The sequence below is a fragment of the Actinomadura napierensis genome, from assembly GCF_039529375.1.
Taxonomy (GTDB): domain Bacteria; phylum Actinomycetota; class Actinomycetes; order Streptosporangiales; family Streptosporangiaceae; genus Spirillospora; species Spirillospora napierensis.
The window spans coordinates 1-26,775 of sequence record NZ_BAAAMR010000039.1; the positions used below are offsets into that span (position 1 = coordinate 1).

Annotated in this window: 21 protein-coding genes; 15 read left to right on the forward strand and 6 right to left on the reverse strand. The window is 73.2% G+C overall.

Translation table 11 applies throughout. From position 1 onward, the window contains the following. The 3 genes from ABD296_RS22045 to ABD296_RS22055 all read right to left on the reverse strand — a co-directional run. The coding region (locus ABD296_RS22045) for a serine/threonine-protein kinase (protein WP_344270091.1) at positions 1–950 on the reverse strand (950 nt) is incomplete at its 3' end. A 131-nt stretch (positions 951–1,081) separates the two neighbouring features. Beyond that, a complete protein-coding gene (locus ABD296_RS22050) occupies positions 1,082–2,356 on the reverse strand; it encodes an MFS transporter (RefSeq protein ID WP_344270093.1) in 1,275 nt (424 codons plus the stop codon). Between the two features lie 182 nt (positions 2,357–2,538). Continuing rightward, entirely contained in the window at positions 2,539–3,057 is a 519-nt protein-coding gene (locus ABD296_RS22055; RefSeq protein ID WP_344270095.1) for a TetR/AcrR family transcriptional regulator, read from the reverse strand. 163 nt (positions 3,058–3,220) lie between these two features. Here ABD296_RS22055 and ABD296_RS22060 point away from each other — a divergent pair, with 163 nt between their 5' ends. From ABD296_RS22060 to ABD296_RS22070, 3 genes are all read left to right on the forward strand, one after another. Beyond that, a complete protein-coding gene (locus ABD296_RS22060) occupies positions 3,221–4,396 on the forward strand; it encodes a cysteine desulfurase family protein (RefSeq protein ID WP_344270240.1) in 1,176 nt (391 codons plus the stop codon). Positions 4,397–4,491: 95 nt separating this feature from the next. After that, positions 4,492–5,352 (forward strand): DUF1206 domain-containing protein, encoded by an 861-nt coding sequence (locus ABD296_RS22065; protein WP_344270097.1) that lies wholly within the window; start codon positions 4,492–4,494, stop codon positions 5,350–5,352. Between the two features lie 75 nt (positions 5,353–5,427). Further along, positions 5,428–6,330 (forward strand): DUF1206 domain-containing protein, encoded by a 903-nt coding sequence (locus tag ABD296_RS22070; RefSeq protein ID WP_344270099.1) that lies wholly within the window; start codon positions 5,428–5,430, stop codon positions 6,328–6,330. A 7-nt stretch (positions 6,331–6,337) separates the two neighbouring features. Here the strand turns inward: ABD296_RS22070 and ABD296_RS22075 are convergent, their stop codons facing one another. Further along, positions 6,338–7,420 carry a DUF695 domain-containing protein gene (locus ABD296_RS22075; protein ID WP_344270101.1) on the reverse strand — a complete coding sequence of 361 codons (1,083 nt, stop codon included), beginning with the start codon at positions 7,418–7,420 and terminating at the stop codon, positions 6,338–6,340. Positions 7,421–7,488: 68 nt separating this feature from the next. On the opposite strand from ABD296_RS22075, the gene mnmA reads away from it, so the two are divergent. From mnmA to ABD296_RS22100, 5 genes are all read left to right on the forward strand, one after another. Beyond that, on the forward strand, positions 7,489–8,565 hold the full coding sequence (gene mnmA / locus ABD296_RS22080; RefSeq protein WP_344270103.1) for a tRNA 2-thiouridine(34) synthase MnmA: 1,077 nt from the start codon (positions 7,489–7,491) through the stop codon (positions 8,563–8,565). 121 nt (positions 8,566–8,686) lie between these two features. Next, entirely contained in the window at positions 8,687–9,505 is an 819-nt protein-coding gene (locus ABD296_RS22085) for an LLM class F420-dependent oxidoreductase (protein WP_344270105.1), read from the forward strand. A 25-nt stretch (positions 9,506–9,530) separates the two neighbouring features. Then, entirely contained in the window at positions 9,531–10,535 is a 1,005-nt protein-coding gene (locus tag ABD296_RS22090; protein WP_344270107.1) for a methionine synthase, read from the forward strand. A gap of 74 nt (positions 10,536–10,609) precedes the next feature. Beyond that, positions 10,610–12,778, forward strand: coding sequence for an NAD-dependent DNA ligase LigA (ligA, locus tag ABD296_RS22095; protein ID WP_344270109.1), 2,169 nt, complete (start codon positions 10,610–10,612; stop codon positions 12,776–12,778). A 254-nt stretch (positions 12,779–13,032) separates the two neighbouring features. Next, positions 13,033–15,156 (forward strand): putative bifunctional diguanylate cyclase/phosphodiesterase, encoded by a 2,124-nt coding sequence (locus ABD296_RS22100; protein ID WP_344270111.1) that lies wholly within the window; start codon positions 13,033–13,035, stop codon positions 15,154–15,156. A 6-nt stretch (positions 15,157–15,162) separates the two neighbouring features. Here ABD296_RS22100 and ABD296_RS22105 read toward each other — a convergent pair whose 3' ends face one another. Next, a complete protein-coding gene (locus tag ABD296_RS22105; RefSeq protein WP_344270113.1) occupies positions 15,163–15,414 on the reverse strand; it encodes a DUF6458 family protein in 252 nt (83 codons plus the stop codon). Between the two features lie 163 nt (positions 15,415–15,577). On the opposite strand from ABD296_RS22105, the gene gatC reads away from it, so the two are divergent. The 4 genes from gatC to ABD296_RS22125 all read left to right on the forward strand — a co-directional run bounded on the left by gatC (position 15,578) and on the right by ABD296_RS22125 (position 19,794). Beyond that, positions 15,578–15,877, forward strand: a complete 300-nt coding sequence (gene gatC / locus ABD296_RS22110) for an Asp-tRNA(Asn)/Glu-tRNA(Gln) amidotransferase subunit GatC (RefSeq protein WP_173099435.1) — start codon at positions 15,578–15,580, stop codon at positions 15,875–15,877. Then, positions 15,877–17,376 carry an Asp-tRNA(Asn)/Glu-tRNA(Gln) amidotransferase subunit GatA gene (gene gatA, locus ABD296_RS22115; RefSeq protein WP_344270117.1) on the forward strand — a complete coding sequence of 500 codons (1,500 nt, stop codon included), beginning with the start codon at positions 15,877–15,879 and terminating at the stop codon, positions 17,374–17,376. The genes gatC and gatA overlap by 1 nt, the downstream gene beginning before the upstream one ends. A gap of 14 nt (positions 17,377–17,390) precedes the next feature. Further along, a complete protein-coding gene (gene gatB, locus ABD296_RS22120; protein WP_344270243.1) occupies positions 17,391–18,875 on the forward strand; it encodes an Asp-tRNA(Asn)/Glu-tRNA(Gln) amidotransferase subunit GatB in 1,485 nt (494 codons plus the stop codon). A 157-nt stretch (positions 18,876–19,032) separates the two neighbouring features. After that, positions 19,033–19,794, forward strand: coding sequence for a DUF4253 domain-containing protein (locus ABD296_RS22125; RefSeq protein ID WP_344270119.1), 762 nt, complete (start codon positions 19,033–19,035; stop codon positions 19,792–19,794). On the opposite strand, the gene ABD296_RS22130 is transcribed toward ABD296_RS22125, so the two are convergent. Continuing rightward, positions 19,791–20,870 carry a PQQ-dependent sugar dehydrogenase gene (locus ABD296_RS22130; protein WP_344270121.1) on the reverse strand — a complete coding sequence of 360 codons (1,080 nt, stop codon included), beginning with the start codon at positions 20,868–20,870 and terminating at the stop codon, positions 19,791–19,793. The genes ABD296_RS22125 and ABD296_RS22130 overlap by 4 nt on opposite strands. 476 nt (positions 20,871–21,346) lie before the next feature. Here ABD296_RS22130 and ABD296_RS22135 point away from each other — a divergent pair, with 476 nt between their 5' ends. From ABD296_RS22135 to ilvN, 3 genes are all read left to right on the forward strand, one after another. Next, entirely contained in the window at positions 21,347–24,238 is a 2,892-nt protein-coding gene (locus ABD296_RS22135; RefSeq protein WP_344270123.1) for a putative bifunctional diguanylate cyclase/phosphodiesterase, read from the forward strand. Positions 24,239–24,433: 195 nt separating this feature from the next. Then, positions 24,434–26,242: an acetolactate synthase large subunit gene (locus tag ABD296_RS22140; RefSeq protein WP_344270125.1), complete on the forward strand. Its 1,809-nt coding sequence runs from the start codon at positions 24,434–24,436 to the stop codon at positions 26,240–26,242. A 5-nt stretch (positions 26,243–26,247) separates the two neighbouring features. Next, positions 26,248–26,772 (forward strand): acetolactate synthase small subunit, encoded by a 525-nt coding sequence (gene ilvN / locus ABD296_RS22145; protein WP_344270127.1) that lies wholly within the window; start codon positions 26,248–26,250, stop codon positions 26,770–26,772. Positions 26,773–26,775: the final 3 nt, after the last annotated feature.

Here is a 26,775-nt window from a genome sequence, read left to right on the forward strand (position 1 = left end):
AGAGCACCGCCCGCCCCCGCGCCGCCCGCGCCCGCGCCGCCTGCCGCCGCGCCGGCTCCGATGCCGCTCGAACCGAGGCCGAGCGCCGTGAGCGGGAACAGTATGGATAGCGCCGCCGCAGCACCGGCCAGGGTGCGGACGCCCATGGTCTCCCAGTCGGCGCCATAGGCGCCGGACGCGGCGGACTCCAGCTCGGTCACGAAGGCGGCGGCGCCCAGCGGGCGGTCCCAGGCGCTCTTCGCCAGGCCGCGTTCCATCAGCGGCCGCAGCGGCTCGGGGACGTCCTGGACCGGGATGGGCGCGGTCAGGTGCCGGCCCATTAGCCCGGCCTGGTCTTCCGCGGTGTAGGGACGCCGTCCGGTCACGCATTCGTAGAACACGCATGTGGCGGCGTACACGTCGGTGGCGGGGGAGGCGGGTTCGCCGCGCCACTGCTCGGGCGCCATGTAGACCGGCGTGCCCGACCGGCCGGCCTCCCCGGCCTCGGCCGCGATCCCGAAGTCGATGAGCTTGCTGAGTCCGTCGGCGCGCACGATCACGTTGGCGGGCTTGTAGTCGCGGTGGACGATGCCCAGGTCGTGCGCGGCGGCCAAGCCCAGCAGCGAGCCCTTCAGCACGGTCAGCGCGGCCTCGGGTTCCAGCGGGCCGCGTTCCGCCAGGACGGCCTTCAGCGGCGCCCCGTCCACCGCCTCCATGACGATCGCGGCGCCGTCGGGCGTCTCGACCAGCCCGTACAGGCGGGCGACGAACGGGTTGTGCAGCCGCCGCAGCAGGTCCGCCTCACCGCGGAACCGCTCCCGGAACTCCGCGTCGCCGGCGAGCGGCCCGGCGAGGTACTTGATCGCGGCGGGACGGCCGGTGCCGTCGTGCCTGGCCAGCACCACACGGCCCTGCGCGCCCTCCCCGAGCACCCGCAACTCGCTGTAGCCCGGCACTCGCCAGCCGCCCATGCACCGCCCCGTTCGTAGATCCAAAGGGCGTTATACACCGGACGGACCGCCGCACGTCAGGGGTGCGGCGGCGGGACCGCGCTCCGCCGCCGCCCTGATGGGGGCGGCGGCGGAGCTGCGGCGGGCCCGGGTCAGGCCGCGATGGGCTCGGGACGCGTGCCGTTCGGGTCGTCGTGGGACGGGCCGCCCGGCATCTCCGCGGCGGCGACCGGCGCCTCCGGGGAGTGCGCCGAGATGTCGGAGGACGTCCGCAGCGGGACGAACCGGGCCCCGGCGGCGATCAGCAGCGCCAGCACGACCACCACGCCGACGCCGACCCGCAGCGACGTCGCGTCCGACAGGAAGCCGACCACGACCGGGCCGAGCAGCAGCCCGCCGTAGCCCATCGCGCCGACCTGCGCGACCGCGGCGGCCGGGCGCCCCGGCGCGGCGGTGCCCGCCAGCGAGATCGTCGTCGGGACGACCGTGCAGACCACCAGCCCGGTCACGAAGAACCCGGCGATCGCGACGGGCGCGGACGGCGCCAGCACCACGGCCGTCATGCCGAGCGCGGTCCCGATCCCGGCGCCGGTCAGCAGCCGGCGGGTGCCGAGCCGCATCCGGACCCGGTCGCCCACCAGCCGGCCGAACAGCATCGCCAGCTCGAACATCGGGTAGCCGAGCGCCGCGAGCGCCTGCGTGGCGTGCAGCTCGTCGTGCAGCAGCAGCCCGCTCCAGTCCGCGATCGACCCCTCGGTCATGAACGCGATGAACGCCAGCACGCCGATCAGGTAGACGGCGGGCGGCAGCCGGCGGGCGGCCCGCCCCGTCCCGGACGCGGCGGGCGCCTCGGGGACGGCGCCGATGTCGATCGGGTAGGTGTCGGGCAGGTAGGTGCGGCCGAGCAGCAGGCCGAGCGGCACCGCGGCGAGCGCGGCGATCAGCACGGTGGTGGTGAACCCGAGCCCGGCCGCCGCGGTCGCGACGCCGTACAGTCCGCCGCTCATCGCGCCGACGCACCAGCCGGCGTGCATCCCGCTCATGATCGACCGGCGGTACGCCTGCTCCACCACGCTGCCCTGGGCGTTCATCGCGATGTCGGTGATCCCGAAGGTCATGCCGAACAGCGCGACGGTGCCGAGCAGCATCCCGTAGGTGGGGGCGAGCGCGACGCCGGCGTAGGACAGCGCGGTCAGCGGCAGCGCGACCCGCAGCACGTTGCGGCTGCCGGCCCGCGCCATGACGCCGCGCAGGACCTGCATCGCGACGATCGCGCCGAGTCCCCAGACGAGGACGACGATGCCGATCTCGCCCTCGTTCGTCCCGAACTTTCCGGCCAGCGCCGGCATCCGGGCCACCCACACTCCGGTGAGCAGGCCCGCCAGAGCGAAGGTCAGGAACGTCCCCGAACGGGCGCGGAACAGCATGGTTCACCTCTTTCTCGGCTCGTCGCGCATGCGGCGCGTGCGCACGCAGGTGCGCGGTGGTTCGTCTGTGACGGGGACCCGGACGTCATGGAACGCTCCAGACCGGGAAGGGGCCGGGAGCGTCTCGGATGGTGCAGGGCGTCTCGGATGGTGCCGGGTGGGCGGCCGGTGTCGCCGGCGCGCTACGACAGCAGCGCCAGCAGCCGCCGTTTCAGTGCCTCGAGCTGCTCCCCGTCGTACAGCTCGGGCGCGTGGCTCACCACTTCCCACAGGCCCTCGGCCGCCAGCCGGACGACCTGCGCGGCGCCCGGGTCCGGGTCGTCGGCGGGATCGCGGCCGTGCCAGCGCCGCATCGCCTCGTTCAGCGGCTCGGCCTGCTCCGGATCCGCCGCCGCGGCCGTGATGGCCGACCATCGTCGGTACGCGCGGGCCTCTCCGCCGAGGATCTGGAACGTGGCCTCGACGTAGGCCCGGGTGTAGGAGCCCGGCGTGCCGTCGTCGTAGGAGGCGATCAGGCCGTCGAACTCCTCGATGACCCGCGCCACCATCGCCTTGACCAGGGCTTCCTTGGTGGGGAAGTGGTAGAGCAGCCCGCCCTTGCTGACCCCGGCGCGGTCGGCGACCGCGGCGAGCGTCAGCGCCTGCGTGCCGTGCTCGAACAGCACGGACTCCGCGGCGTCCAGGAGGGCTTCTCGTTTCATGACCACTCCACTGTACCGGCCGGACGGTACACACGCCAACCACGGCCGCCTCCCGGCCATTCCCAGCTCACCGCGCCCGCACCCGCCCCTCCCCGCCCTGTTCCTCGCCGCCGCCCGGTCGGCGGCGAGGAACAGGGGCCGCGCGGATACTGTTGGGCGCGTGGTGACCTACCTCGACCATGCGGCGACGACCCCGATGCTGCCCGAGGCCATCGAGGCGATGACCGCCGAGCTGCGCGAGCTCGGCAACCCCTCCTCGTTGCACGCGGCCGGCCGGCGGGCCCGCCGCGTCGTCGAGGAGTCCCGCGAGATCATCGCCGAGGCGTTCGACGCCCGGCCGAGCGAGGTCGTCTTCACCTCCGGCGGCACGGAGGCCGACAACCTCGCCGTCAAGGGCCTCTACTGGGCCCGGCGCGCCGCCGACCCGTCCCGCGTCCGGGTGCTCGCCGGCGCCGTCGAGCACCACGCCGTCCTCGACGCCGTCACCTGGCTCGGCGACCACGAGGGCGCCACCGTCGAATGGATCCCGGTCGACGGCCTCGGCCGCGTCCGCCCCGACGCGCTCCGCGAGGCCCTCGGCACCGGCGACGACGTGGCGCTCACCACCGTGATGTGGGCCAACAACGAGGTCGGCACCGTCCAGCCGGTGCCGGAACTGGCCGCCGTCGCCCGCGATCACGGCGTCCCGCTGCACACCGACGCCGTCCAGGCCGCCGGCCACCTGCCCGTCCGGTTCGCGGCGAGCGGCGCGCAGGCCCTCACCATCACCGGCCACAAGCTCGGCGGCCCCATCGGCGTCGGCGCGCTCCTGCTCGCCAAGCCGAAGGAGCCGCTCTTCCTCGACCCGGTGCCGCTTCTGCACGGCGGCGGCCAGGAGCGCGACGTCCGGTCCGGGACGCTCGACACCCCCGCGATCGCCGGGTTCGCCGCCGCCGTCCAGGCGTCCGTCGCCCGCCGCGACGCCGAGGCCGACCGCCTCACCGACCTGCGCGACCAGCTCATCGAGGCCGTCCGCGCCGCCGTCCCCGACGCGATCCTCAACGGGGACCCCGACGACCGGCTCCCCGGCAACGCGCACTTCTCCTTCCCCGGCTGCGAGGGCGACGCCCTGCTCATGCTCCTCGACGCCCGCGGCATCGCCTGCTCCACCGGGTCGGCGTGCTCGGCCGGCGTGTCCCAGCCGAGCCACGTCCTGACGGCGATGGACGCCGGCCCCGAACGCGCCCGCGGTTCCCTGCGCTTCACCCTCGGCCACACCTCCGCCGAGGCCGACGTCAAGGCGCTCGCCGACGCGATCGGCCCCGTCGTCGAACGCGCCCGCCGCGCCGGCCTCTCCTGACGGCGGGCCGCCGAGGCGGCCTTCCTGCACCGCTCGGCGCGCGGGTTTGGCCGGTTCTTGAACGGGGACGGGGGTTCCGTTCAAGGAAGGCGGCGATGACGGCGAAGGACGCGGCGCGTGAGATCGGGCGGCGTACGGCCGGACACCCCTGGTTCCACCACCTCTCCCGTGCGGGCCTCGCCGCGCGAGGCGTCCTCTACCTGCTGATCGGCTGGCTGGCCCTGCTGATCGCGATGGGGCACGGAGGCGAGGAGGCCGACAGGCAGGGCGCGCTGCGCACGATCGCGGACCGACCGGGCGGCTGGGCGGTGCTCTGCCTGCTCGCCGCGGGGTTCGCCGGGCTGGCCCTGTGGCAGTTCGCCGAGGCGCTGTACGGGAGACCCCTCCCCAAGGGGCGGCGCAAGCGGATGCGGCTGCCGGCCGCCTTCCGCGGGCTCACCTACGCCGTCGGGTGCGCCGGCACCGTCGGCTTCCTCTTCGGGCAGGACCACGCGTCGGGCGACCAGCAGTCGCGCGCGCTGTCGGCCCGCGCCATGGCCGAGCCCGGCGGGCGGTGGGCGGTCCTCGCCGTCGGCGTGGGCTTCGTCGTCTGGGGGATCGTCACGCTCGTCAACGCGGGGCGCCGCGCCTTCCGCGACGAGCTGGACACGGACGCGATGGGGACCGTGGCGCACTGGATCGTCCAGCCCCTCGGGACGATCGGCAACGTCGCGCGCGGACTGATCGGCGGCGCCGTCGGGAGCTTCCTGGCGTACGCGGCGATCTCCTACGCTCCGGACCGGGCCCAGGGGCTGGACGGCGCGCTCCACGAGTTCGCCGCCACGCCGGCCGGCGGCTGGGGCATGGCCGTGATCGCCCTGGGCCTCGTGACCTTCGGGCTCTACTGCTTCTGCGAGGTCCGGTGGCGCAAGGTCGAGGCCGTCGAACAGCAGGAAGACCGGCCCGCCGACGCCTGAGCTGCACTTTGCCGGAGTTTGACCAATCCGCTACCGGGCACAGCTCTGCCGTTCCCGACGGGAAGGACACGGAGAATGACCACGAATGTCGCCGACGGCGGCGTCCGGCGCGCCGGACGCCGAGTGGCCGGACACTCGGCGTTCCACATCTTCTGCCGGTCCGGCCTGGTGGCGCGGGGCGTCCTGTACCTGCTGATCGGCTGGCTCGCAGTCCAGATCGGCTTGGGCGAGGGCGGCGAGGAGGCCGACAAGCAGGGGGCGCTGCAGACGGTCGCCGGCAAGCCGGGCGGCACCGTGATGCTGTGGCTGCTGGCCGCCGGGTTCGCCGGGCTCGCCCTCTGGCGCTTCTCCGAAGCGGCCTTCGGGCAGCCCGTCGCGGACGGCCGGAAGGCGACCAAGCGGCTGGCGTCCTTCGGCCGCGGCGTGTTCTACACCGCCGGTTTCGTCACCGTGCTGAACTTCGTGCTCGGGCAGGGCGGGAACTCCAGCAACGAGCAGTCCAAGACCTACACGGCCCGGGCGATGGAGCACCCCGGCGGTCGCTGGCTCGTTCTGGCGGTCGGCATCGGCTTCCTCGCCTGGGGCATCGGGAGCGTCGTCGGCGCCGTCCGGCGCAAGTTCCTCGAACGCCTCAACACCGCCCGGATGGGCCCGCAGGTCCGCCGCGTCGTCAAGACGCTCGGCGTGGTCGGCCGCGCGTCCCGCGGGATCGTCTTCGGCGGCGTCGGCGTCTTCCTCGCCTACGCGGCCGTCACCTTCGACCCCGGCAAGGCCAAGGGGCTGGACGGGACGCTGCGCCAGTTCGCCGGCACCCCGGCGGGACCGTGGCTGCTGGTCGTCGTCGCCGCCGGGCTGCTGGTCTTCGGCGCCTACTCCTTCTGCGAGGCGCGCTGGCGGAAGGTCGAGGCCGTCCGGGACGGCTCGCGAGGCCGGAGCGGCCGCCGCGGCGCCCGCCGGCTGCTGCCCCAGATCCGCTAGAGGCGGCTCACGGCTGGTAGGGCGCGAGGGCCTTCCAGCCGGGGTCGGCGGTGGAGGCGACCTTGGCCTTGCCCTCGCTCCAGCCGGCGGCGAGCTGGTCGAGCTCGCCGATCACGCCGGAGTCCGGGTCGGCGTACAGGTGGAAGACCCGCAGGCCGTCGCCGGTCTCGCGGACCGCGAGGACCGCGCGGTCGCCGAGCTTGGTGAGCTTCTTCTCGAACGCGCGCAGCGCCCCCGCCGACGGCTCGACGGGCAGCCGGTCGGGGTTGCTGTTGGCGTACGGCACGGTGATCGCCACGTGCAGGTCGCACAGCGGGTAGTCCTGCCGGTGCAGCGGGAACCGGGCGCCCAGCCGGGCGGGGTGCCCGCGGGGGGTGCGGCCCTCGCCGGTCAGCCAGGCGGGCTCGCCGAACGGCTCGGCGACCTGCTCCACGACCGCGGACAGCATCGAGGGCGGCAGCGAGTCGATCGGCGTCTCGGTCGCGATCCCGACGTCGCCGATCCAGCGGGCCACGTCGTCCTCGCCGAGCGCCCAGTCCAGGACGTGCAGGGCCACCGCGACCTGCTGCTCCTCCGACACGAACAGGAAGTCGGGGTGGTAGGCGGTGATGTGCACCCGGGCCCGGTCGGTGTCGGCGCGCATGCCGAGCCGGACGTACTCGAGGTCGAACTCGTGGTCGCCGAGCACGAGGTCCTGCGAGAGCATCTCCAGGTCTGCCTGGCGGGAGGGGTGGAACGTCCAGCCGCCGGCCGCGGCACCGGTCGGCGCGGCCCGGAACCAGCGCTCGGCCAGCCCGCGCAGCTCGGGGTCGCCGGCGCCGGTGACGGTCAGCGACGGCGTGCGGTCGGCGCCGCCGATCTCCCACTGCAGGTCCGCGTGGATCTTGTGGACGCGGCGGGACAGCTCCTCGATCGCCTCCGCCGACAGCCCCTCCCCGGGCACCGGCCCGCCGGACTCCTCCGGCTCGGCTCCGGAGGCGGCCAGCGACGCCTCGATCGTCGGGCGGGCCTGCGCCCACCAATCCCAGAACTCGCTGATCGCGGGCGGTGTCTCGGCGGAGGACTCGCGAGGGCGGCGGAAGATTCCCATAACCCGCCTCATCGTACGCGGAATTGACAACAGCCGACCCTGTGACGCCGCGTACCCTCGGAGGCACTATGACTTTGCGCGTACTCGCCGCCATGTCGGGCGGCGTCGACTCCGCGGTGGCCGCGGCCCGCGCCGCCGAGGCGGGGCACGACGTCACCGGCGTCCACATGGCCCTGTCCAGCAACCCCCAGTCGTACCGGACGGGGGCGCGCGGCTGCTGCACCCTGGAGGACTCCCGGGACGCGCGCCGCGCCGCCGACGTGATCGGCATCCCGTTCTACGTGTGGGACCTCGCCGAGCGCTTCCACCAGGACGTGGTGGAGGACTTCGTCAGCGAGTACGCGGCGGGCCGCACCCCCAACCCGTGCCTGCGCTGCAACGAGAAGATCAAGTTCGCGGCGCTGCTGGACCGGGCGATGGCGCTCGGCTTCGACGCGGTCTGCACCGGGCACTACGCGCGGCTGGACGGCGGCGTCCTGCGCCGCGGCGTGGACGAGGGCAAGGACCAGTCGTACGTGCTGGCGGTCTGCACGCCCGAGCAGCTCGCGCACGCGATGTTCCCGCTCGGCGACACCACCAAGGCCGACATCCGGCGGGAGGCGGAGCGGCGGGGCCTCCAGGTGGCGGACAAGCCCGACAGCCACGACATCTGCTTCATCGCCGACGGCGACACCCGCGGGTTCCTCGCCGAGCGGCTCGGCTCGGCGCCGGGGCCGATCGTCGACGCCGACGGGACGCGCGTCGGCGACCACGAGGGCGCGTACGCCTACACGATCGGGCAGCGCAAGGGCCTGCGGCTCGGCGTCCCCGCGGCGGACGGCCAGCCCCGCTACGTGCTGGACATCTCGCCGGTCACCAACACCGTCACCGTGGGCCCGCGGGAGGCGCTGGACGTCCACGAGATCGTCGGCGAGCGTCCGGTGTGGCTGGGCGAGGCGCCGGGCGGGCCGTTCGCCTGCCACGTCCAGCTCCGCGCGCACGGCGAGGTGTACGCCTGCACCGCCGAGCCGGACGGCGACGCCCTGCGCATCAGCCTCGCCACCCCCGCGCGCGGGGTCGCGACCGGCCAGGCCGCCGTTCTGTACGCGGGCGACCGCGTCCTCGCGTCCACCACGATCGCCGAGACCGCCCGCGTTCCCGCCTGACCCGCGCCGACGCGGGTCCGGGTCATGAGCGCGCGCCGTTCGTGCCGCCATGACGACTCGCCGCGAGCCGGCGGCCTGCGGTGGGGTTAGGGTCGTCGGTGATCTGCGCTTGGAGGGTGCTGTGAAGTTCGGTGTTTCGACGTTCGTGACGGATGACGGGATCGGGCCGGCCGCGCTGGGGCGGGGCCTGGAGGAGCGCGGGTTCGGGTCGCTGTTCGTGGCCGAGCACACGCACATCCCGGTGAAGCGGGAGTCGCCGTGGCCGGGCGGGGACGAGCTGCCCCGGCACTACTACCGGACGCTCGACCCGTTCGTGACGCTGACCGCCGCCGCGGCGGCGACCGAGCGGCTGCGGGTCGGCACGGGCATCGCGCTGATCGTCCAGCGCGACCCGATCGTGCTGGCCAACGAGGTCGCCTCGCTCGACCTGGTTTCCGGCGGGCGGGCCGTGCTGGGCGTCGGAGCCGGCTGGAACCGGGAGGAGATGCGCAACCACGGCACCGAGCCGAAGACCCGGATGCGGCTGCTGCGCGAGCGGGTGCTGGCGGTGAAGGAGCTGTGGACGCAGGAGCAGGCGGAGTTCCACGGGGAGTTCGTCGACTTCGACCCGGTGTTCTCCTACCCGAAGCCGGTGCAGGACCCGCACCCGCCCGTGCTGGTCGGCGGGTCGGGGCCGACGACGTTCGACCGGGTGATCGAGTTCGGCGACGGCTGGATGCCGATCTTCGGGCGGGGCACCGACGCGCTGGCGGCGCAGATCGCCGAGCTGCGGGAGCGGGCCGGCCGCCGCGTCCCGGTGACGCTGTTCGCCGTCCCGCCGAAGCCCGAGGTGATCGAGGGGCTGGAGGGCGCCGGCGTCGACGAGGTCCTGTTCAACCTGCCGACCGAGCCCGAGGACGACACGCTGCGGCGCCTCGACCGGCTGGCGGGACTGCTCTGATCGTTTCGTCGGTAGGGTTCGGTTCGTGACGAACGACTTTCCGTGGCAGGCGGGGACGGCGACCGGGGTCGGGTCCTATCCGGGGGACGACCCGGTCGAGGCGCTGCGGATCGTCCTGGGCGAACTGCCGGAGCTGCCGCATCTGCCGGAGCTGCCCGCGCGCGGGCCGGGCGCCGACCTGACCGGCCGGACGGCCGGGCTGCTGGTGGAGATGCCGGTGCGGGTGGAGCCCTCCGGCTGGCGGTTCTCCGACCGGCCGGGCCGCGACACGCTGCGCTCCCTCGACCACCTCGCCCGGGACCTGGACGTCCTGGAGGAGGTCGCGGGCGGCCACGACGGCCCGTTCAAGATCCAGGTGTGCGGGCCGTGGACCCTCGCGGCGACGATCGAGCTGCGGCACGGCGACCGGGCGCTGAAGGACCCGGGCGCCGTCCGCGACCTGGTCGCGTCGCTCGCCGAGGGCGTCGCCGCGCACGTCGCGGACGTCCGGCGGCGGCTCCCGGCCGCGCAGATCATCCTGCAGCTGGACGAGCCGGGCCTGCCCGCCGCGCTCGCCGGGACGGTCCCGACCGCCAGCGGGTTCTCGCGGCTGCGGGCCGTCGAGGCGCCCGTCGCCGAGGACGCGCTGCGGCAGGTGATCGACGCGGCGGACGCGTTCCCGGTCGTGCACTGCTGCGCCCGGAACGTCCCGTACGGCCTGCTCCGCTCGGCGGGCGCGAAGGCGATCTCGGTCGATCTGAGCCTCGTGCCGCGCCGCGACGACGACGCGGTGGGCGAGACGATCGACGCGGGCGTCGGCCTGTTCCTCGGCGCGGTGCCCGGAACGGACGCCGCGCTGCCGTCCCTCCAGGCGACCGCGGCACCGGTGAAGGAGCTGTGGCGCCGGTTCGGCTTCCCGCCCGCGCGCCTCGCGGAGCAGGTGGTGATCACACCGGCGTGCGGGATGGCGGGAGCGTCGCCGCGCTACGTCCGCGCGGCCCTGAAACGGTGCCGCGACACGGCCCGGATGCTGCACGAAGCCGCCGAGTAAGCCGCCGAGTAAGGTGCTGTGTAAGCAGGCGTGCCGGGCGTCATATTGTCGGTGGTAGCGGCGAGAATAGGCCCATGACCACCAGCGAGGGCGTTCCGACGGAGGCGGCTCAGCGGCACCTGGAGCTGAGCGCGCGGATCGACGAGGCCAACTACCGCTACTACGTGCTCGACCAGCCGACGGTCACCGACGCCGAGTACGACCGGATGATGCGCGAGCTCCAGTCGCTGGAGGCCGACCACCCGGAGCTGGTCACGCCGAAGTCGCCGACGCAGCGGGTCGGAGCGCCGATCACGACGGACTTCGCGACCGTCGAGCATCTGGAGCGGATGCAGAGCCTCGACAACGCGATGAGCGCCGACGAGTTGCTGGCGTGGGACGAGCGGGTGGTCAAGGAGGTCGGCGAGGTCGCCGGCTACCTGTGCGAGCTGAAGATCGACGGCCTGGCCATCGCGGTGACCTACGAGAAGGGCCGGCTGGTGCGGGGGGTGACCCGCGGCGACGGCCGGACCGGCGAGGACGTCACCAACAACGTCCGCACGATCGGCGCGCTGCCGGACCGGCTGGCCGGCGAGGGCTGGCCCGACGTGCTGGAGGTGCGCGGCGAGGTCTTCCTGCCCGTCGAGGGGTTCGACCAGGTCAACGCGGTGCAGGTGGAGGCTGGCAAGGAGCCGTTCGCCAACCCGCGCAACGCGGCGGCGGGCTCGCTGCGGCAGAAGGACCCGCGCGTCACGGCGCACCGGCCGCTGAGCATGCTCGTGCACGGGTTCGGCGCGTGGGAGGGCGGCACGCGGCCGGAGAGCCAGTCCGGGGCGTACGAGATCATGCGCGGGTGGGGGCTGCCGGTCAGCGACCGGTACAAGGTCGTCGGCGGGCTGGACGCCGTCCGCGAGTACATCGACTTCTACGGCGAGAACCGGCACGACCCGGCGTACGAGATCGACGGCGTGGTGGTGAAGGTCGACCAGTTCTCGCTGCAGCGGCGGCTCGGGTCGACGAGCCGGGCGCCGCGCTGGGCGATCGCGTGGAAGTACCCGCCGGAGGAGGTCAACACCCAGCTCCTCGACATCAAGGTCGGCGTCGGGCGGACCGGGCGGGTCACCCCGTACGGCGTGATGGAGCCGATCAAGGTCGCCGGGTCCACGGTCGAGCGGGCGACGCTGCACAACGCGGGCGAGGTCAAGCGCAAGGGCGTTCTGATCGGCGACACGGTCGTGCTGCGGAAGGCCGGCGACGTGATCCCGGAGATCGTCGCGCCGGTGACCGGGCTGCGGGACGGCTCGGAGCGCGAGTTCGAGATGCCGGCGCACTGCCCGGAATGCGGGACGGAGCTGGCGTACGAGAAGGAGGGCGACGCCGACATCCGCTGCCCGAACGCGCAGTACTGCCCGGGGCAGCTGCGCGAGCGGCTGTTCTTCGTGGCCGGCCGGAACGCGCTCGACATCGAGGCGCTCGGGTACGTGGCGGCGACGGCGCTGACGCAGCCGCTGGAGCCGAGCGACCCGCCGGTGAAGAACGAGGGCGACCTGTTCCACCTGACGGTCGAGCAGCTGCTGCCGATCCGCAGCCACGTCCTCGACCAGCGGACCGGGACGACGAAGACCGACCCGAAGACCGGCGAGCCCAAGGTGGTGTCGTTCTTCGCCAACAAGGAGGGCGAGCCGAAGAAGACGGTCGAGATCCTCTTCCAGGAGCTGGAGAAGGCCAAGGGGCAGCCGCTGTGGCGGGTGCTGGTGGCGCTGTCGATCCGGCACGTCGGGCCGTCCGCCGCGCGCGACCTCGCCCGCGAGATGCGGTCGATGGACGCGATCGCGAACGCCACGGAGGAGGAGCTGGCGGCGGTGGACGGCGTCGGCCCGACGATCGCGGCGTCGATCAAGCGGTGGTTCGAGGTCGACTGGCACCGCGAGATCGTGGACAAGTGGCGGGCCGCGGGCGTCCGGATGGAGGACGAGGGCGCGGCGGGCCCGCGCCCGCTGGAGGGCGTGACGGTGGTGATCACCGGGTCGCTGGAGGGGTTCAGCCGGGACTCGGCGACGGAGGCGGTGCAGCGGCTCGGCGGGAAGGTGTCCGGGTCGGTGTCGAAGAAAACGGGCTTCGTGGTGGTGGGCGACAGCCCGGGGTCCAAGTACGACAAAGCCGTCAAACTCGGCGTACCGGTCCTGGAGGAGGAGGGGTTCCGGGTCCTCCTCGCCGACGGGCCAGAAGCGGCCAAAAATGTAACTTTGCGCGCGGAGGCATGACCGGGCGTGGTTAAGCGCCCCCTCACCAGTGTCGCGTTACTCAGGGGTACACTTCAGCTACCGACAGGTGAGGGGCCGGTACGGAAAGGGCATAACGGAACGTACGCAATCGGTTTCGCGAAGTTGAGCAAAGGCCGTACTCTCCCTGACATCACGACCCACCTGAATCTCCGGACGCACCACCCGGGAGGAGTCCCCCGAGGTCCGGCACGTCCGGTGCCGGGGGACGGCCCCCCGAACCCCCCGAGGATGTGATGAAGGACCCGAACAACACGCGGAACACGGCCCCGCGCCGCGGCTCCCCGTTGTGGATCTACTTCGTCGTCGTCATCCTGCTCGGCGTCACCGCCTGCGCCGCCGCGTTCGCCGGGCTCACGGCCGCCGACCTGGACGCGCTCGCCGGCAGTCCGGTCTTCTGGATCCTCGGCTGCTTCATCGTCTTCGGCGAGCTGCGCCCGATCATCACCCCCGGCTCCACCGAGAACAACGGCGCCACCACCTCCACCACGTTCGCCTTCGCCGCGCTGCTGTACGCCGGGCTGCCCGTCGCCGCCGCGCTCCAGGCGATCGCCGTGGTCACCTGCGGGGTCTTCCGCGGCCGCACCCCGCACCGCATCGCCTTCAACGCCGCCCAGTACACCCTCAGCCTCGGCGCCGCCCAGCTCGTCCTCGCCCTCTTCGGCGACCTCGCCACCCCGTCCGGCACCTGGGTCCCCGACGGCGCCGACCTGCCCGCCATCGCGCTCGCCGGCGCCGTCTACTTCGTCTGCAACGACACCCTCGTCGGCTCGGCCGTCGCGCTGCACGAGCGGGTCTCCCTGGTCAAGGCGCTGCGCTGGGACCTGGCCTACCAGGTGCTGGTGCACCTGGCGCTGCTCGGCCTGGCCCCGATGATGGTCATCGCGATGGACCGCTCCGCGCTGTTCGTCCCGCTGATCCTGCTGCCGTTCATCGCCGTCTACATGAACGCCTCCGTCGCCGTCCGGCGCGAGCACCAGGCCCTGCACGACGGCCTCACCGGCCTGCCCAACCGCAAGCTGCTGATCGTCCGGACCGAGGAAGCGCTCGCTGAGGCGCGCGGCGCGGAGAAGCGCAGCGCGGCCCTCCGGCGCGGCGCGGCGTCGATCAAGCCGTCGCGGCGGCGCGCCGCCACCGAGGAGCGCGACCAGCGCGCCGGGCTGTTCCTGCTCGACCTCGACCGGTTCAAGGAGGTCAACGACACCCTCGGGCACCCCACCGGCGACCGGCTGCTGCAGTTGGTCGCGCACCGGCTCACCCACAGCGTCCGCCCCGGCGACCTCGTCGCCCGGCTCGGCGGCGACGAGTTCGCGGTGCTGCTGCCGTCCGTGCGCGACGAGGCCGCCGCCCGCGAGGTCGCCGCCCGGCTGCGCGCCGCGCTCGGCGAGCCCGTCCGGCTCGACGGCATGTCGTTCGACCTGGAGGCCAGCGTCGGGATCGCGCTGTTCCCCGACCACGCCCCCGACTTCGAGCTGCTCCTCCAGCGCGCCGACGTGGCGATGTACAACGCCAAGGAGGGCCGCACCGGCGTCGAGGTCTACTCGCCCGCACGCGACCGCAACTCCCCGGAGCGGCTCACCATGCTCGGCGACCTGCGCCGCGCCATCGACCGCTCCGAGCTGGAGCTGTTCTACCAGCCGAAGGTGTCGCTGCGGGACGGCCAGCTCGTCGGCATGGAGGCCCTGCTGCGCTGGCGGCACCCCGACAAGGGCCTGCTCGAACCGCGGGCGTTCCTCTCGATCGCCGAGCAGACCTACCTGATGCGCTCGATCACCCACCACGTCGTCGAGGCCGCCCTCGCCCAGACCGCCGCGTGGTGGCGCGAGGACCTCGCCGTCCAGGTCGCGGTGAACGCCTCCGGGCGCGACCTGCTCGACACCGGCCTCACCGAGACCATCGAGGAGGGCCTGCTCGCGCGCGGCCTGCCCGCCGCCGCGCTCCAGCTGGAGATCACCGAGCGGATCCTGATGAACGAGCCCGCCTACGCCTCCGACACCGTCGCGAAGCTCGCCGAGCTCGGCATCCCGCTCAGCCTGGACGACTTCGGCACCGGCTACTCCTCGCTCGTCCGGCTCAAGCGCCTCCCGGTCGAGGAGATCAAGATCGACTCCTCGTTCGTCGGGCGGCTCACCGAATCCACCGACGACGCGGTGATCGTCCGCTCGATCGTCGACCTCGTCCGCACCCTCGGCCTGCGCTCGGTCGCCGAGGGCGTCGAGGACCCGCAGACCGCGCGGATGCTCCGCGAGATGGGCTGCGACGCCGCCCAGGGCTGGCACTTCGGCCGCCCGATGGACGCCGACACCGCCACCGACTGGCTCCGCCGCAACGTCCAGCGGGCCCCCGAACCCGCTGCGTAGAAGCCCTCAGTAGCGGCGGCGGGTCTCGTAGGGGTCGTCCTCGTAGTAGTGCTCTTCGCGCACGGCGGGCGGAGGACGGCGTGCGACGGTGCGGCGCGCGGAGGCGATCCGGACGATCCCGACGACCAGCCCGATCAGGCCGCCGATCATCAGGATCACGCCGACCAGCCGGATGTCGACGCCGCTGAACTGGTAGTTGACCGCGTAGGCCAGGATCGCGCCGATGATGATCAGGGCGATGCTGCCGCCGATGGTCACGGCGGGCTCCTCTCGTCGTCCCGGGGTGGACGTGGGGAGCGTTCCCCGCGTGAGGATCTGAAACGGCGCGGCGGGCGGCGCGGGGGTAAACCGTTCGGGCGGCGCGGGTGCGGCCAATAGGATGGCGGGTAACCCAATCTCACCGCAGGAACGGTTGTTCATCATGTCCGCCATCACCCGTGACGAGGTGTCGCACCTCGCCCGGCTGTCCCGGCTGGCGCTCGGCGACGACGAGCTCGACCATCTCGCCGCCCAGCTCGACCAGATCATTTCCGCGGTCGCGCGGGTGCAGGAGGTCGCCGCGGAGGACATCCCGCCCACCTCGCACGCGCTGCCGCTGACCAACGTGTACCGGCCCGACGAGGTGCGGCCGTGCCTGACGCCGGAGCAGGCGCTCGCCTGCGCCCCGGCCAGCGAGCAGCAGCGCTTCCGCGTACCGAGGATCCTGGACGAGGAGGCGTGATGGGCGAGCTGTTCCGCAGGAGGGCCGCGGAGCTCGGGGAGCTGCTGGCGGCCGGCGAGGTGTCGGCGGTCGAGGTCGCGCAGGCGCACCTGGACCGGATCGCCGCCGTCGACGGGCAGGTCAACGCGTTCCTGCACGTCGACGCGGAGACGACGCTCGCGCAGGCGCGGAAGGTGGACGAGCGGCGCGCGGCGGGGGAGGAGCTCGGCCCGCTGGCCGGCGTCCCCATCGCGCACAAGGACGTGTTCACCACCACGGACATGCCGACCACGGCCGGGTCGAAGATCCTCGAGGGCTGGCGGCCGCCGTACGACGCGACGGTGACCAAGCGGCTGCGCGAGGCCGGCCTGGTGATCCTCGGCAAGACGAACATGGACGAGTTCGCGATGGGCTCGTCCACGGAGAACAGCGCGTTCGGGACCACGCACAACCCGTGGGACCTGACGCGCATCCCGGGCGGGTCGTCCGGCGGGTCGGCGGCGGCGGTCGCGGCGTACGAGGCGCCGCTGTCCACCGGCACCGACACCGGCGGCTCGATCCGGCAGCCCGCCGCCGTCACCGGCATCGTCGGGACGAAGCCGACCTATGGCGGCTCGTCCCGGTACGGGATCATCGCGTTCGCGTCGTCGCTGGACACGCCGGGCCCGTTCGCCCGCAACGTGCTGGACGCGGCGCTGCTGCACGAGGCGTTCAGTGGCCACGACGTCATGGACTCGACCTCGATCGACCGGCCCGTCCCGTCCGTCGTCGAGGCCGCGCGCAGCGGCGACGTGGACGGCCTGCGGATCGGCGTCGTCAAGGAGTTCGGCGGCGACGGCTACGAGCCCGGCGTGTCGGCCCGCTTCACCGAGGCCGTCGAGCTGCTGGAGTCGCTCGGCGCGAAGGTCGTCGAGGTGTCCTGCCCGCACTTCGCCTACGCGCTGCCCGCCTACTACCTGATCGCGCCGTCGGAGGCCTCCTCGAACCTGGCCCGCTTCGACGCGATGCGGTACGGGCTGCGCGTCGGCGACGACGGCGCCCGCAGCGCCGAGGAGGTCATGGCGCTGACCCGCGCGGAGGGCTTCGGGCCCGAGGTCAAGCGGCGGATCATGCTCGGCACCTACGCGCTGTCGTCCGGCTACTACGACGCCTACTACGGCAAGGCGCAGCAGGTCCGCACGCTGGTCACGCGCGACTTCGACGCCGCGTTCGAGCAGGTGGACGTGCTGGTCTCGCCGACCACGCCGACCACCGCGTTCCCGATCGGCGAGCGCGCCGACGACCCGATGGCGATGTACCTCGCCGACCTGTGCACGATCCCGGCGAACCTCACCGGCAACGCCGCGATCTCGGTGCCGTGCGGCCTGGCCGACGGCCTGCCGGTGGGCCTGCAGATCATGGCGCCCGTCCTCGGCGACGACCGCGTCTACCGGGTGGGCGCCGCCGTCGAGCGGGCCCTCGAAGAGCGCTGGGGCGGCCCGCTGCTGGCCAAGGCCCCCGAACTGGCGGAGGCGAAGTGAGCACCCCGACACTCATGCCGTACGACGAGGCGCTCGCGAAGTACGAGCCCGTCCTCGGCCTGGAGACGCACATCGAGCTCGGCACCGCGTCGAAGATGTTCTGCGGCTGCCCGACGGCGTTCGGCGCGGACCCGAACACGCAGGTGTGCCCGGTCTGCCTGGGCCTGCCCGGGTCGCTGCCGGTGACGAACCACGCCGCGATCGAGGGCATCATCAAGATCGGCCTGGCGCTGAACTGCACCATCGTCGAGTGGTGCCGGTTCGCCCGGAAGAACTACTTCTATCCGGACATGCCGAAGGACTTCCAGATCTCCCAGTACGACGAGCCGCTGTGCATCGACGGCCACCTGGAGGTCGAGGTCGAGGGCGACACGTACCGGATCGAGATCGAGCGCGTCCACATGGAGGAGGACACCGGCAAGTCGCTGCACGTCGGCGGCAGCACGGGCCGCATCCACGGCGCCGACCACTCGCTGGTCGACTACAACCGGGCCGGCATCCCGCTGGTGGAGATCGTCACCAGGCCGATCCCCGCGACCGGCGACAAGGCCCCGCTGGTGGCCCGCGCCTACGCGACCGAACTGCGCGAGCTGGTGCGGTCCCTCGGGGTTTCGGACGTCCGCATGGAGGAGGGCTCCATGCGCTGCGACGTGAACGTGTCGCTGATGCCGCGCGGCGCGTCGGAGTGGGGCACCCGCACCGAGACCAAGAACGTCAACTCGCTGCGTTCGGTGGAGCGCGCCGTCCGCTCGGAGATCGAGCGGCAGGCGGGCGTGCTGGACGCGGGTGAGCGGGTGATCCAGGAGACCCGCCACTTCAGCGAGGAGACCGGCCGCAGCACCAGCGGGCGCAGCAAGGAGGAGGCGCAGGACTACCGCTACTTCCCCGAGCCCGACCTGGTGCCGATGGCGCCGTCCCGGGAGTGGGTGGAGGAGCTGCGCGCGTCCCTGCCGGAGCTGCCCGCGGCGCGCCGCCGCCGCGTCCAGGGCGAGTGGGGCCTGTCGGACCTGGAGCTGCGGGACGTCGTCAACGCCGGCGCCGTCGAGCTCATCGAGGCCACGATCGCGGCGGGCACCGACGCCGGCGCGGCCCGCAAGTGGTGGATGAACGAGCTGTCGCGCCGCGCGACCGAGCAGGGCGTGGAGCTGGCCGAGCTGCCGATCACGCCGGAGCAGGTCGCGCGCGTCCAGGCGATGGTGACCGCCGGGGAGCTGAACGACAAGCTGGCCCGGCAGGTGTTCGAGGGCGTCCTCGCCGGCGAGGGCGGCCCGGACGAGGTCGTCGCCGCCCGCGGCCTGAAGGTCGTCAGCGACGAGGGCGAGCTGGCCTCGATCATCGACCAGGTCATCGCCGACAACGCCGCCGTCGCCGACAAGATCCGCGCCGGCAAGGTCGCCGCCGCCGGCGCCCTCGTCGGCGCCGTGATGAAGGCCACCCGCGGCCAGGCCGACGCCGGCCGCGCCCGCGAGCTCATCCTCGAAAAGCTCGCCGCCTCCTGACCGGCCCGCCGTCCCGCGGAAACCCGCGGGACGGCGGAATCCCGGCGCCCCGCTGAAACAGGCCGCCAGGAAATCAGGTACGCCTTCGAGTAGGCCGCGTGGAACTCGTCGTGGAGAGTTCTGAGCGGTGTCGTAGGGGCTCGGTAGGTTGCCGGGCATGGTGGAGAGTGCGTTTCCCGCGCTGCCGGCGGGGTTGCCGCCCGGGCGGTTGGTCGCGCCCGAAGAGGGCCCCGAGGACGCGGTGGTCCTGTGGGTCTCCGACGAGCCGCACGCCGGTTTGGGCGGGCTGTGGTGCCGGTTGTACGACGAGCGGGCGAAGACGGGGCTGTACCCGCTGCTGCTCGACACCCTGAACGGCGAGCCGGCGCGGCCGTGGCACGACGGAGAGTTGTACAACGAGGATTCGGTGGCCGACATCGACGCGCTCGACGTCGAGGCGGTGCTGCTCGGTCACCGGGACGGGGCCGAGTCCGAGGACGAGGAGGCCGCGCTCGGTCCGTGGCCCGGGCTCGCCGCGCCCGGCGACGGGGTGCGGGAGGCGGACGAGTGCGCGCGGGTGTCCGCCGAGCTGGGCGCGGAGGACACCGAGTTCCTGCTCGGGCTCGTGCCCGCCGCGCGCGGCGCGGACGCGTTGACGGCGATGAGGTGGTCCGGGCCGGTCAATCACTCCGGGACGGCGGAGATATCGGCGGTGGTGCGGTCGTGGGAGGAGCGGTTCGGGGCGCGGGTGGTCATGGTCGGCTTCGCCGACCTCGGGCTGTCGGTGGCCGCGCCGCCGCGGACGATCGAGCACGCCCGCGCGGTGGCCGCCGAGCACGAGGCGTTCTGCCCCGACAACATCTGGCAGGGCGTGGGCGACATGGACGAGTACGCCGCCGGGCTGGTGGACCGCCCGCGCTGGTCGTTCTGGTGGGACTAGCGGAGCGGGACGGTGATGATGCGGTCGTCGGATTCGGCGGGGGTGCCGCGGCCGTCGCGGTTGCTGGTGGTGAGCCAGAGGGAGCCGTCGGGGGCGCGGACGGCGGCGCGCAGCCGGCCGTAGTCGCCGGTGAGGCGGGCGATGGGACGGCCGGCCTTGCCGCCGGCGGACAGCGGGACCTGCCAGAGGCGCTCGCCGCGTAGCGCGGCGGCCCACAGCGAGCCGTTCGCGTAGGCGAGCCCGGACGGGGACGCCTCGGACGTCTTCCAGGTCAGCAGGGGGTTGGTGAAGCCCTTGCGGTTCCCGAAGCCCTCGACGGCGGGCCAGCCGTAGTCGCGGCCCTTCTGGATGAGGTTGATCTCGTCGAAGCGGTCCTGGCCGAACTCGGTGGCGTACAGGCGGCCCTTCGGGTCCCAGGCGAGGCCCTGGACGTTGCGGTGCCCGTAGGTCCAGACGCGGGTGCCGAAGGGGTTGCCGGGTGCGGGCTTCCCGTCGGGGGTGACGCGCAGGATCTTGCCGGCGAGGGAGCCCTTGTCCTGGGCGGGTTCGCCCTCGCCGGTCTCGCCGGTGGTGATGTACAGCATCCGGTCGGGGCCGAAGGCGAGGCGTCCGCCGTTGTGGATCTCGCCCTTGGGGATGCCGGTGACGATCGGCTGCGGTCTGCCGAGCCCGCCGTCGTAGCCGATGCGGGCGACGCGGTTGTCGCGGGAGGCGGTGTAGTACACGAAGACCTGGTGGTCGCGGGCGTAGCCGGGGGAGACGGCGACGCCGAGCAGCCCGCCCTCGCCCGCGGGCGAGACGCCGGGAACGGTGCCGATGGGCGTGACCCCGCCGGACGGCGTGACGCGCAGCAGCCGCGCCGAGTCACGTTCGGTGACAATCGCATCACCATTGGGTAGGAACGCCATCGCCCAGGGGATCTTCAACCCGGTGGCCAGAACCCGGGGCGTCCCGGGCGCCGCGGTGCCGCCGGACGGCAGCGGCGGCGGGGTCCGGGCACCGCCGGTGTCCTTCGCCGGAGACGAGGAACAGCCCGCGAGGAACAACGCGACAAGGACGATCAGGTGCTTTCGCATGAGAACGCCTCCCGCACCCAGGATGACACTCCGATGCCGTGCGGATCACGCCGTCCCCCACAGAGGACGGCGGGGGACAACGGGCGCACCCGGCCGCTCGGCCCCCCGAACACGGTCACTCAGCGTGATGCCGGGCAAGGCGCCGATTCGGTGACGATCACGTTTCGGCCGTCCCAAACGGATCGCCGACATGGCGGTTCGTCGCCATGAGGACGCCCGGTCTCAATCGGTCCGTGACCTACGGAACGTACATTGAGCATCACGGTGATCCCGCAGTGCAGCAACGTCGCTGATCTCCGGCCGGCGCAGCCGATGCGCTCGCCGCCTCGCGCCGACCCTGCGCGGGGCACGATCCACGACCCTCCGGGCGTTATCCCTGCGACCGGTGAGGTCTCCGGACCCACGTCCCCTCTGGCACGCCGCCGCGTCCGCGAGGGACCGTCAGCTCCCCGCGGGGCAGGAAGGGACACGGCGCGATGAGCGGCGAGAACGCCAGGCGGATGCCGCCGCGGGCGGTGCCGGTCGCCATGGCCGCGACCGTCGGCGTGCTGTACGCCACCGGGTCGCTGCTGGGCTGGGGCGGCACGGCCTTCATCGCCTGGACCGAGGCGGTCGCCGCGGGCGCCGCCGCGGTCTCGCTGCTGATGTCGGCCGGGCGGCCGAAGGGCGCCGCGGCGGACGCCGGCGACGCCGGGATCATCCGGCGGGTGTCCTCGGGCGGGATCTGGCGGGCGTCGTGGCGCTGGTACGGGGTGGCCGCGGCCGGATGGTTCGCGGGCGCGGTCGGCAGCGCGGTCGCCGACAACGTCTCGCGCAGCGCGCTGTCGCTGTCGGTTCCGGACCTGTTCTACCTGCTGGCCGTGGTGGCGCTGGTCATCGGCCTGATCGTGCCGGTGCGGCTGTCGCGCGACGTCGGGATGTGGCTGCGCTACCTGGCCGACACCTACGTGTGCGCGTGCGCGGTGTTCGTGCTCGGCTGGGTCGCGATCTTCGGCTCGCTGTACCACCAGTCGGGCGAGTCGGCGTCGGAGTACCTGCTGGAGCTGCTGTACCCGCTGATCGACGTGGTGCTGGTGTGCGGGGCGCTGCCGTTCGCGCTCGGCGCGGCGCGCGGCCACCGGCGGCTGGCGTGGATGGGGTTCGGGGCGCTGGCGGCGTTCGCGACCGCCGACGTGGTGACGACGTTCGTCCGGCTGGACGGCCGCGGGCCGTCCGACGACCCGTCCGACATCCTGCGGCTGGCCGGGCTGCTGCTGCTCCTGCTGGTCCCCTGGACGGGCCCCGCGCCCGAGGCGGCGTCGGACGGCCCGTCCGACGACATCCCCGACGGCGTCCCGGCGGACGCGGCGCCGGAGCGGGAGGAGCGCGGCCGGATGACCGGCCCGGGGCTGGCGCCGGCGGCGGTCGCGGCGACGGCCTCACTGTTCGTCGCCGGGCACTCGCTGACCGGCGACAACGGGCTCGAGCCGGTGGTGTCGATCGTGGCGGGCTCGGCGGCGCTGGTGCTGCTCGCGCGGCTGGCCGGGCTGCTGCGGGAGAACGACCGGCTGCGCCGCGCCGTGGAGACCGGCGAGGAGCACTTCCGGGCGCTGTCGGAGAGCAGCAACGACGCGGTGCTCATCTGCGACCTCGACGCGACCGTCCAGTACGCGAGCGCGGGCGCGCTGCGCACCTACCACTACACGCCCGAGGAGCTGCTCGGGCGGCCGCTGCACGAGATCATCCACCCGGAGGACCTGCCGCGCGTGCAGGAGGCGTTCACCGAGTTCCTCGACGAGGAGGACGCCGCCGGCGCGGACCGTCCGGGCGCCACCGGGTCGCTGCGGGTGTCGTGCCGGGTGCGCGCGGCGGACGGCACGTGGCTGCCGACCGAGTCGACGATCTCCCGGTACGCGGGGACGGGCGAGGCGCCGGGACGGCTGCTGGTCACCACCCGCGACCTGAGCGAGCAGGCGGCGCTGCAGCGGCAGGTCGCGCACCTGACGTTCCACGACGGGCTGACGGGCCTGCCGAACCGGTCCTACTTCGAGGAGCGGACGCGGGAGGTGCTGGCGCAGCAGCGGCCGGGCGGCCGGGTCGCGGTGGTGTTCGTCGACATGGACGGGTTCACCGACGTCAACGACTCGGCGGGACACGCGGCGGGCGACCAGGTGCTGGCGCAGGCGGCGCGGCGGCTGCGCGCCAACGTGCAGGCCGACGACACGGTGGCGCGGTGGGGCGGCGACGAGTTCGCGGTGCTGGTGCAGCTGCCGTCCGACGACCGGGAGACCCGCGCGGCGGTGGAACTGGCGGGGCGGCTGCTGCGGGTGCTGTCGGTCGACCCGTACCAGGTGGGCAGCAAGCAGATCGTGCTGACGGCGAGCGTCGGGATCGCGTTCGCCGGGGACGAGGAGGCGCCGGCGGACCCGGTGAAGGCCCGGGGCGCGGACGCGGGCCGCCGGCTGCGCCGCACCGCCGCCGACCTGATCCGCAACGGCGACCTGGCGATGGCGCGGGCGAAGGAGCTCGGCGGCGGGCGCGTCGAGGTCTTCGCGCCGCACATGCACGCCGACGTGGTGCGGCGGCTGGAGCTCGGCAGCGACCTGCAGCGGGCGCTGGCCGAGGAGCAGTTCGCCGTGGAGTTCCAGCCGGTGGTGGACCTCGCGACGTCCCGGGTGACCGGGGTGGAGGCGCTGCTGCGCTGGTGGCGGGGGAGCGAGTCGGTGCCGCCGGAGGAGTTCATCGGCCCGGCGGAGGAGTCGGGGCTGATGATCCCGCTCGGCGACTGGGTGCTGCGGGAGGCGTGCCGCGAGGTGGCGCGCTGGCGCCGCGACTCCTGGGACGTGGGCCTGTCGGTGAACTTCACCGCCCGGCAGATCGCCGCGCCCCGGTTCGTGGAGTCGGTCGCGGCGGCGCTGGAGGAGACGGGCCTGCCGCCGCAGGCGCTGACGCTGGAGGTGCGCGAGGAGGTGCTCGTCGAGGACGGCGGGCAGAACGTGGCGCGGCTGTCGGAGCTGCGCGACCTCGGCGTGCGCCTGGCGATCGACGACTTCGGCACCGGGTACGCGTCGCTGGCCTACCTCGGCCAGCTCCCGGTGGACGTCATCAAGATCGACCCGTCGTTCGTGGCGGGCCTCGGCTCGGACGAGACGCTGTCGCTGCTGACCCGGACGATCGTCCGGCTGGGCCGCGACCTCGGGCTGACCGTGGTGGCGGAGGGCATCGAGCGGCCCGAGCAGCTGGAACTGCTGCGCGCGATGGACTGCCCGCGCGGGCAGGGGTTCCTGGTGGCGCGGCCGATGGCGGCCGGGCGGGTGGAGTCGCTGGTCCGCACGAACCTCGCCGCGCAGGATCTTTCCGGCGATCTCCCGCTGCCGCTGCCGGGCTGACCTCGCGCGCTTTGCCGTCTCATATGGCGAGATTTATTGTCCACGGATTTGACGGTGGGCCGGATCTCGGCGAAAGTGGCTCCGTGCAGAACACCATCAGCGGCATCCTCGTAGTACTTGGTCGGCGCGCAGGCTGACCAAGCTCACCGACCTGCGCGCCTCCCCTCGACCGCTTCCGGCGGCGGGGGTTTTTTGTTGCCCCGGCGAGCCCAGACCTTCTCTCCCAAGGACACTCAGATCATGACGACCGAACAGATGACGGGAGCCCAGGCGCTGGTCCGCGCCCTGGAGAACGTCGGCGTCGACACCGTGTTCGGCATCCCGGGGGGCGCGATCCTCCCGGCCTACGACCCGCTGTTCGACTCGAACAAGCTGCGCCACATCCTCGTCCGGCACGAGCAGGGCGCCGGCCACGCCGCGCAGGGCTACGCGATGGTCACCGGCAAGGTGGGGGTCTGCATGGCCACCTCCGGCCCCGGCGCCACCAACCTGGTCACCGCGATCTCCGACGCCTACATGGACTCGGTGCCGATGGTGGCGATCACCGGGCAGGTGGCGACCTCCCTCATCGGGACGGACGGCTTCCAGGAGGCCGACATCGCCGGCATCACGATGCCGATCACCAAGCACAACTTCCTGGTCACCAAGGCCGAGGACATCGCCCGCACCATCGCCGAGGCGTTCCACATCGCCGGCACCGGCCGCCCCGGCCCGGTCCTGGTCGACATCGCCAAGGACGCCATGCAGGCCACGGTCGACTTCCAGTGGCCCGTCCAGATGCAGCTCCCCGGGTACCGTCCCGTCACCCGGCCGCACTCCAAGCAGGTCCGCGAGGCGGCCCGGCTGATCGCCGGGGCGGAGCGCCCGGTGCTGTACGTCGGCGGCGGCGTGCTGAAGGCCGGCGCGGCCGCCGAGCTGAAGGTCCTCGCCGAGCTGACCGGCGCGCCCGTCGTCACCACGCTGATGGCCAAGGGCGCGCTGCCCGACAGCCACCCGCTGCACATGGGCATGCCGGGCATGCACGGCAGCGTCGGCGCGGTCGGCGCGCTGCAGCGCGCCGACCTGCTGGTCGCGCTCGGCGCCCGGTTCGACGACCGGGTCACCGGCAAGCTCGACGGGTTCGCCCCGCACGCCAAGGTCGTGCACGCCGACATCGACCCGGCGGAGATCTCCAAGAACCGGCACGCGGACGTCCCGATCGTCGGCGACGCCCGGGAGGTCATCGCCGACCTGATCGTCGCGGTGCAGAACGAGCACGAGAACGGCCACCGGGGGAACTACGAGGACTGGTGGCGCCAGCTCAACGCCTGGCGCGACACCTACCCGCTGGGCTACGACGCCCCCGAGGACGGCACGCTGTCCCCGCAGTACGTCATCGAGCGGATCGGGAAGATCGCCGGCCCGGAGGCGTACTACGTCGCGGGCGTCGGCCAGCACCAGATGTGGGCGGCGCAGTTCATCAAGTACGAGCGGCCGGGCGCGTTCCTGAACTCCGGCGGCGCCGGGACGATGGGGTACTCGGTCCCGGCGGCGATGGGCGCCAAGGTCGGCGCGCCGGACACCACGGTCTGGGCGATCGACGGCGACGGCTGCTTCCAGATGACCAACCAGGAGCTGGCCACCTGCGCGATCGAGGGCATCCCGGTCAAGGTCGCCGTGATCAACAACGGTAACCTCGGCATGGTCCGGCAGTGGCAGACGCTGTTCTACGACGGCCGGTACTCCAACACCGGCCTGCAGCCCCGCGCCGAGCACGCGGCCAAGCGCATCCCCGACTTCGTCAAGCTCGCCGAGGCCTACGGCTGCGTGGGCCTGCGCTGCGAGAAGGCCGAGGACGTGGACGCGGTCATCGCCAAGGCGATGGAGATCGACGACGCCCCCGTCGTGATCGACTTCGTGGTCCACAAGGACGCGATGGTCTGGCCGATGGTCGCCGCCGGCACCACCAACGACGACATCAAGATCGCGCGGGACATGGCTCCCGAGTGGGAGAACGGAGACTGACCGCGATGACCTCGCACACCCTCTCGGTCCTGGTGGAGAACAAGCCGGGCATCCTGGCGCGGGTCGCGGCCCTGTTCTCGCGCCGCGGCTTCAACATCGAGTCCCTCGCGGTCGGCACCACCGAGCACCCGGACATCTCCCGGATGACGATCGTGGTCAACGTCGCCGAGCTGCCGCTGGAGCAGGTGACCAAGCAGCTGAACAAGCTGATCAACGTGCTGAAGATCGTCGAGCTGGAGCCGACGGCGTCGGTGCAGCGCGAGCTGGTCCTGGTCAAGGTCCGCGCGGACGCCGAGACCCGCTCCCAGGTCCTGGAGACCGTCACGCTGTTCCGTGCCAAGGTGGTGGACGTGGCGCCCGACGCGGTCACGATCGAGGCCACCGGCAACCGCGACAAGCTCGACGCCTTCATCAAGGTGCTGGAGCCGTTCGGCATCAAGGAGCTGGTCCAGTCCGGCATGGTGGCCATCGGACGCGGCGCCCGGTCCATCACCGACCGCTCGCTGCGCGCCATCGAACGCAGCGCCTGAACC

Bases quoted from the DNA above. Each gene is read 5' to 3' on its own strand.
- ABD296_RS22050 (WP_344270093.1), bottom strand. From the start codon at position 2,356: ATGCTGTTCCGCGCCCGTTCGGGGACGTTCCTGACCTTCGCTCTGGCG.
- ABD296_RS22070 (WP_344270099.1), top strand. From the start codon at position 5,428: ATGACCACGAATGTCGCCGACGGCGGCGTCCGGCGCGCCGGACGCCGA.
- gatA (WP_344270117.1), top strand. From the start codon at position 15,877: ATGGGCGAGCTGTTCCGCAGGAGGGCCGCGGAGCTCGGGGAGCTGCTG.
- ABD296_RS22130 (WP_344270121.1), bottom strand. From the start codon at position 20,870: ATGCGAAAGCACCTGATCGTCCTTGTCGCGTTGTTCCTCGCGGGCTGT.
- ABD296_RS22125 (WP_344270119.1), top strand. From the start codon at position 19,033: ATGGTGGAGAGTGCGTTTCCCGCGCTGCCGGCGGGGTTGCCGCCCGGG.
- ABD296_RS22065 (WP_344270097.1), top strand. From the start codon at position 4,492: ATGACGGCGAAGGACGCGGCGCGTGAGATCGGGCGGCGTACGGCCGGA.
- ABD296_RS22135 (WP_344270123.1), top strand. From the start codon at position 21,347: ATGAGCGGCGAGAACGCCAGGCGGATGCCGCCGCGGGCGGTGCCGGTC.
- gatC (WP_173099435.1), top strand. From the start codon at position 15,578: ATGTCCGCCATCACCCGTGACGAGGTGTCGCACCTCGCCCGGCTGTCC.
- mnmA (WP_344270103.1), top strand. From the start codon at position 7,489: ATGACTTTGCGCGTACTCGCCGCCATGTCGGGCGGCGTCGACTCCGCG.
- ABD296_RS22055 (WP_344270095.1), bottom strand. From the start codon at position 3,057: ATGAAACGAGAAGCCCTCCTGGACGCCGCGGAGTCCGTGCTGTTCGAG.
- ilvN (WP_344270127.1), top strand. From the start codon at position 26,248: ATGACCTCGCACACCCTCTCGGTCCTGGTGGAGAACAAGCCGGGCATC.
- ABD296_RS22075 (WP_344270101.1), bottom strand. From the start codon at position 7,420: ATGGGAATCTTCCGCCGCCCTCGCGAGTCCTCCGCCGAGACACCGCCC.
- gatB (WP_344270243.1), top strand. From the start codon at position 17,391: ATGCCGTACGACGAGGCGCTCGCGAAGTACGAGCCCGTCCTCGGCCTG.
- ligA (WP_344270109.1), top strand. From the start codon at position 10,610: ATGACCACCAGCGAGGGCGTTCCGACGGAGGCGGCTCAGCGGCACCTG.
- ABD296_RS22100 (WP_344270111.1), top strand. From the start codon at position 13,033: ATGAAGGACCCGAACAACACGCGGAACACGGCCCCGCGCCGCGGCTCC.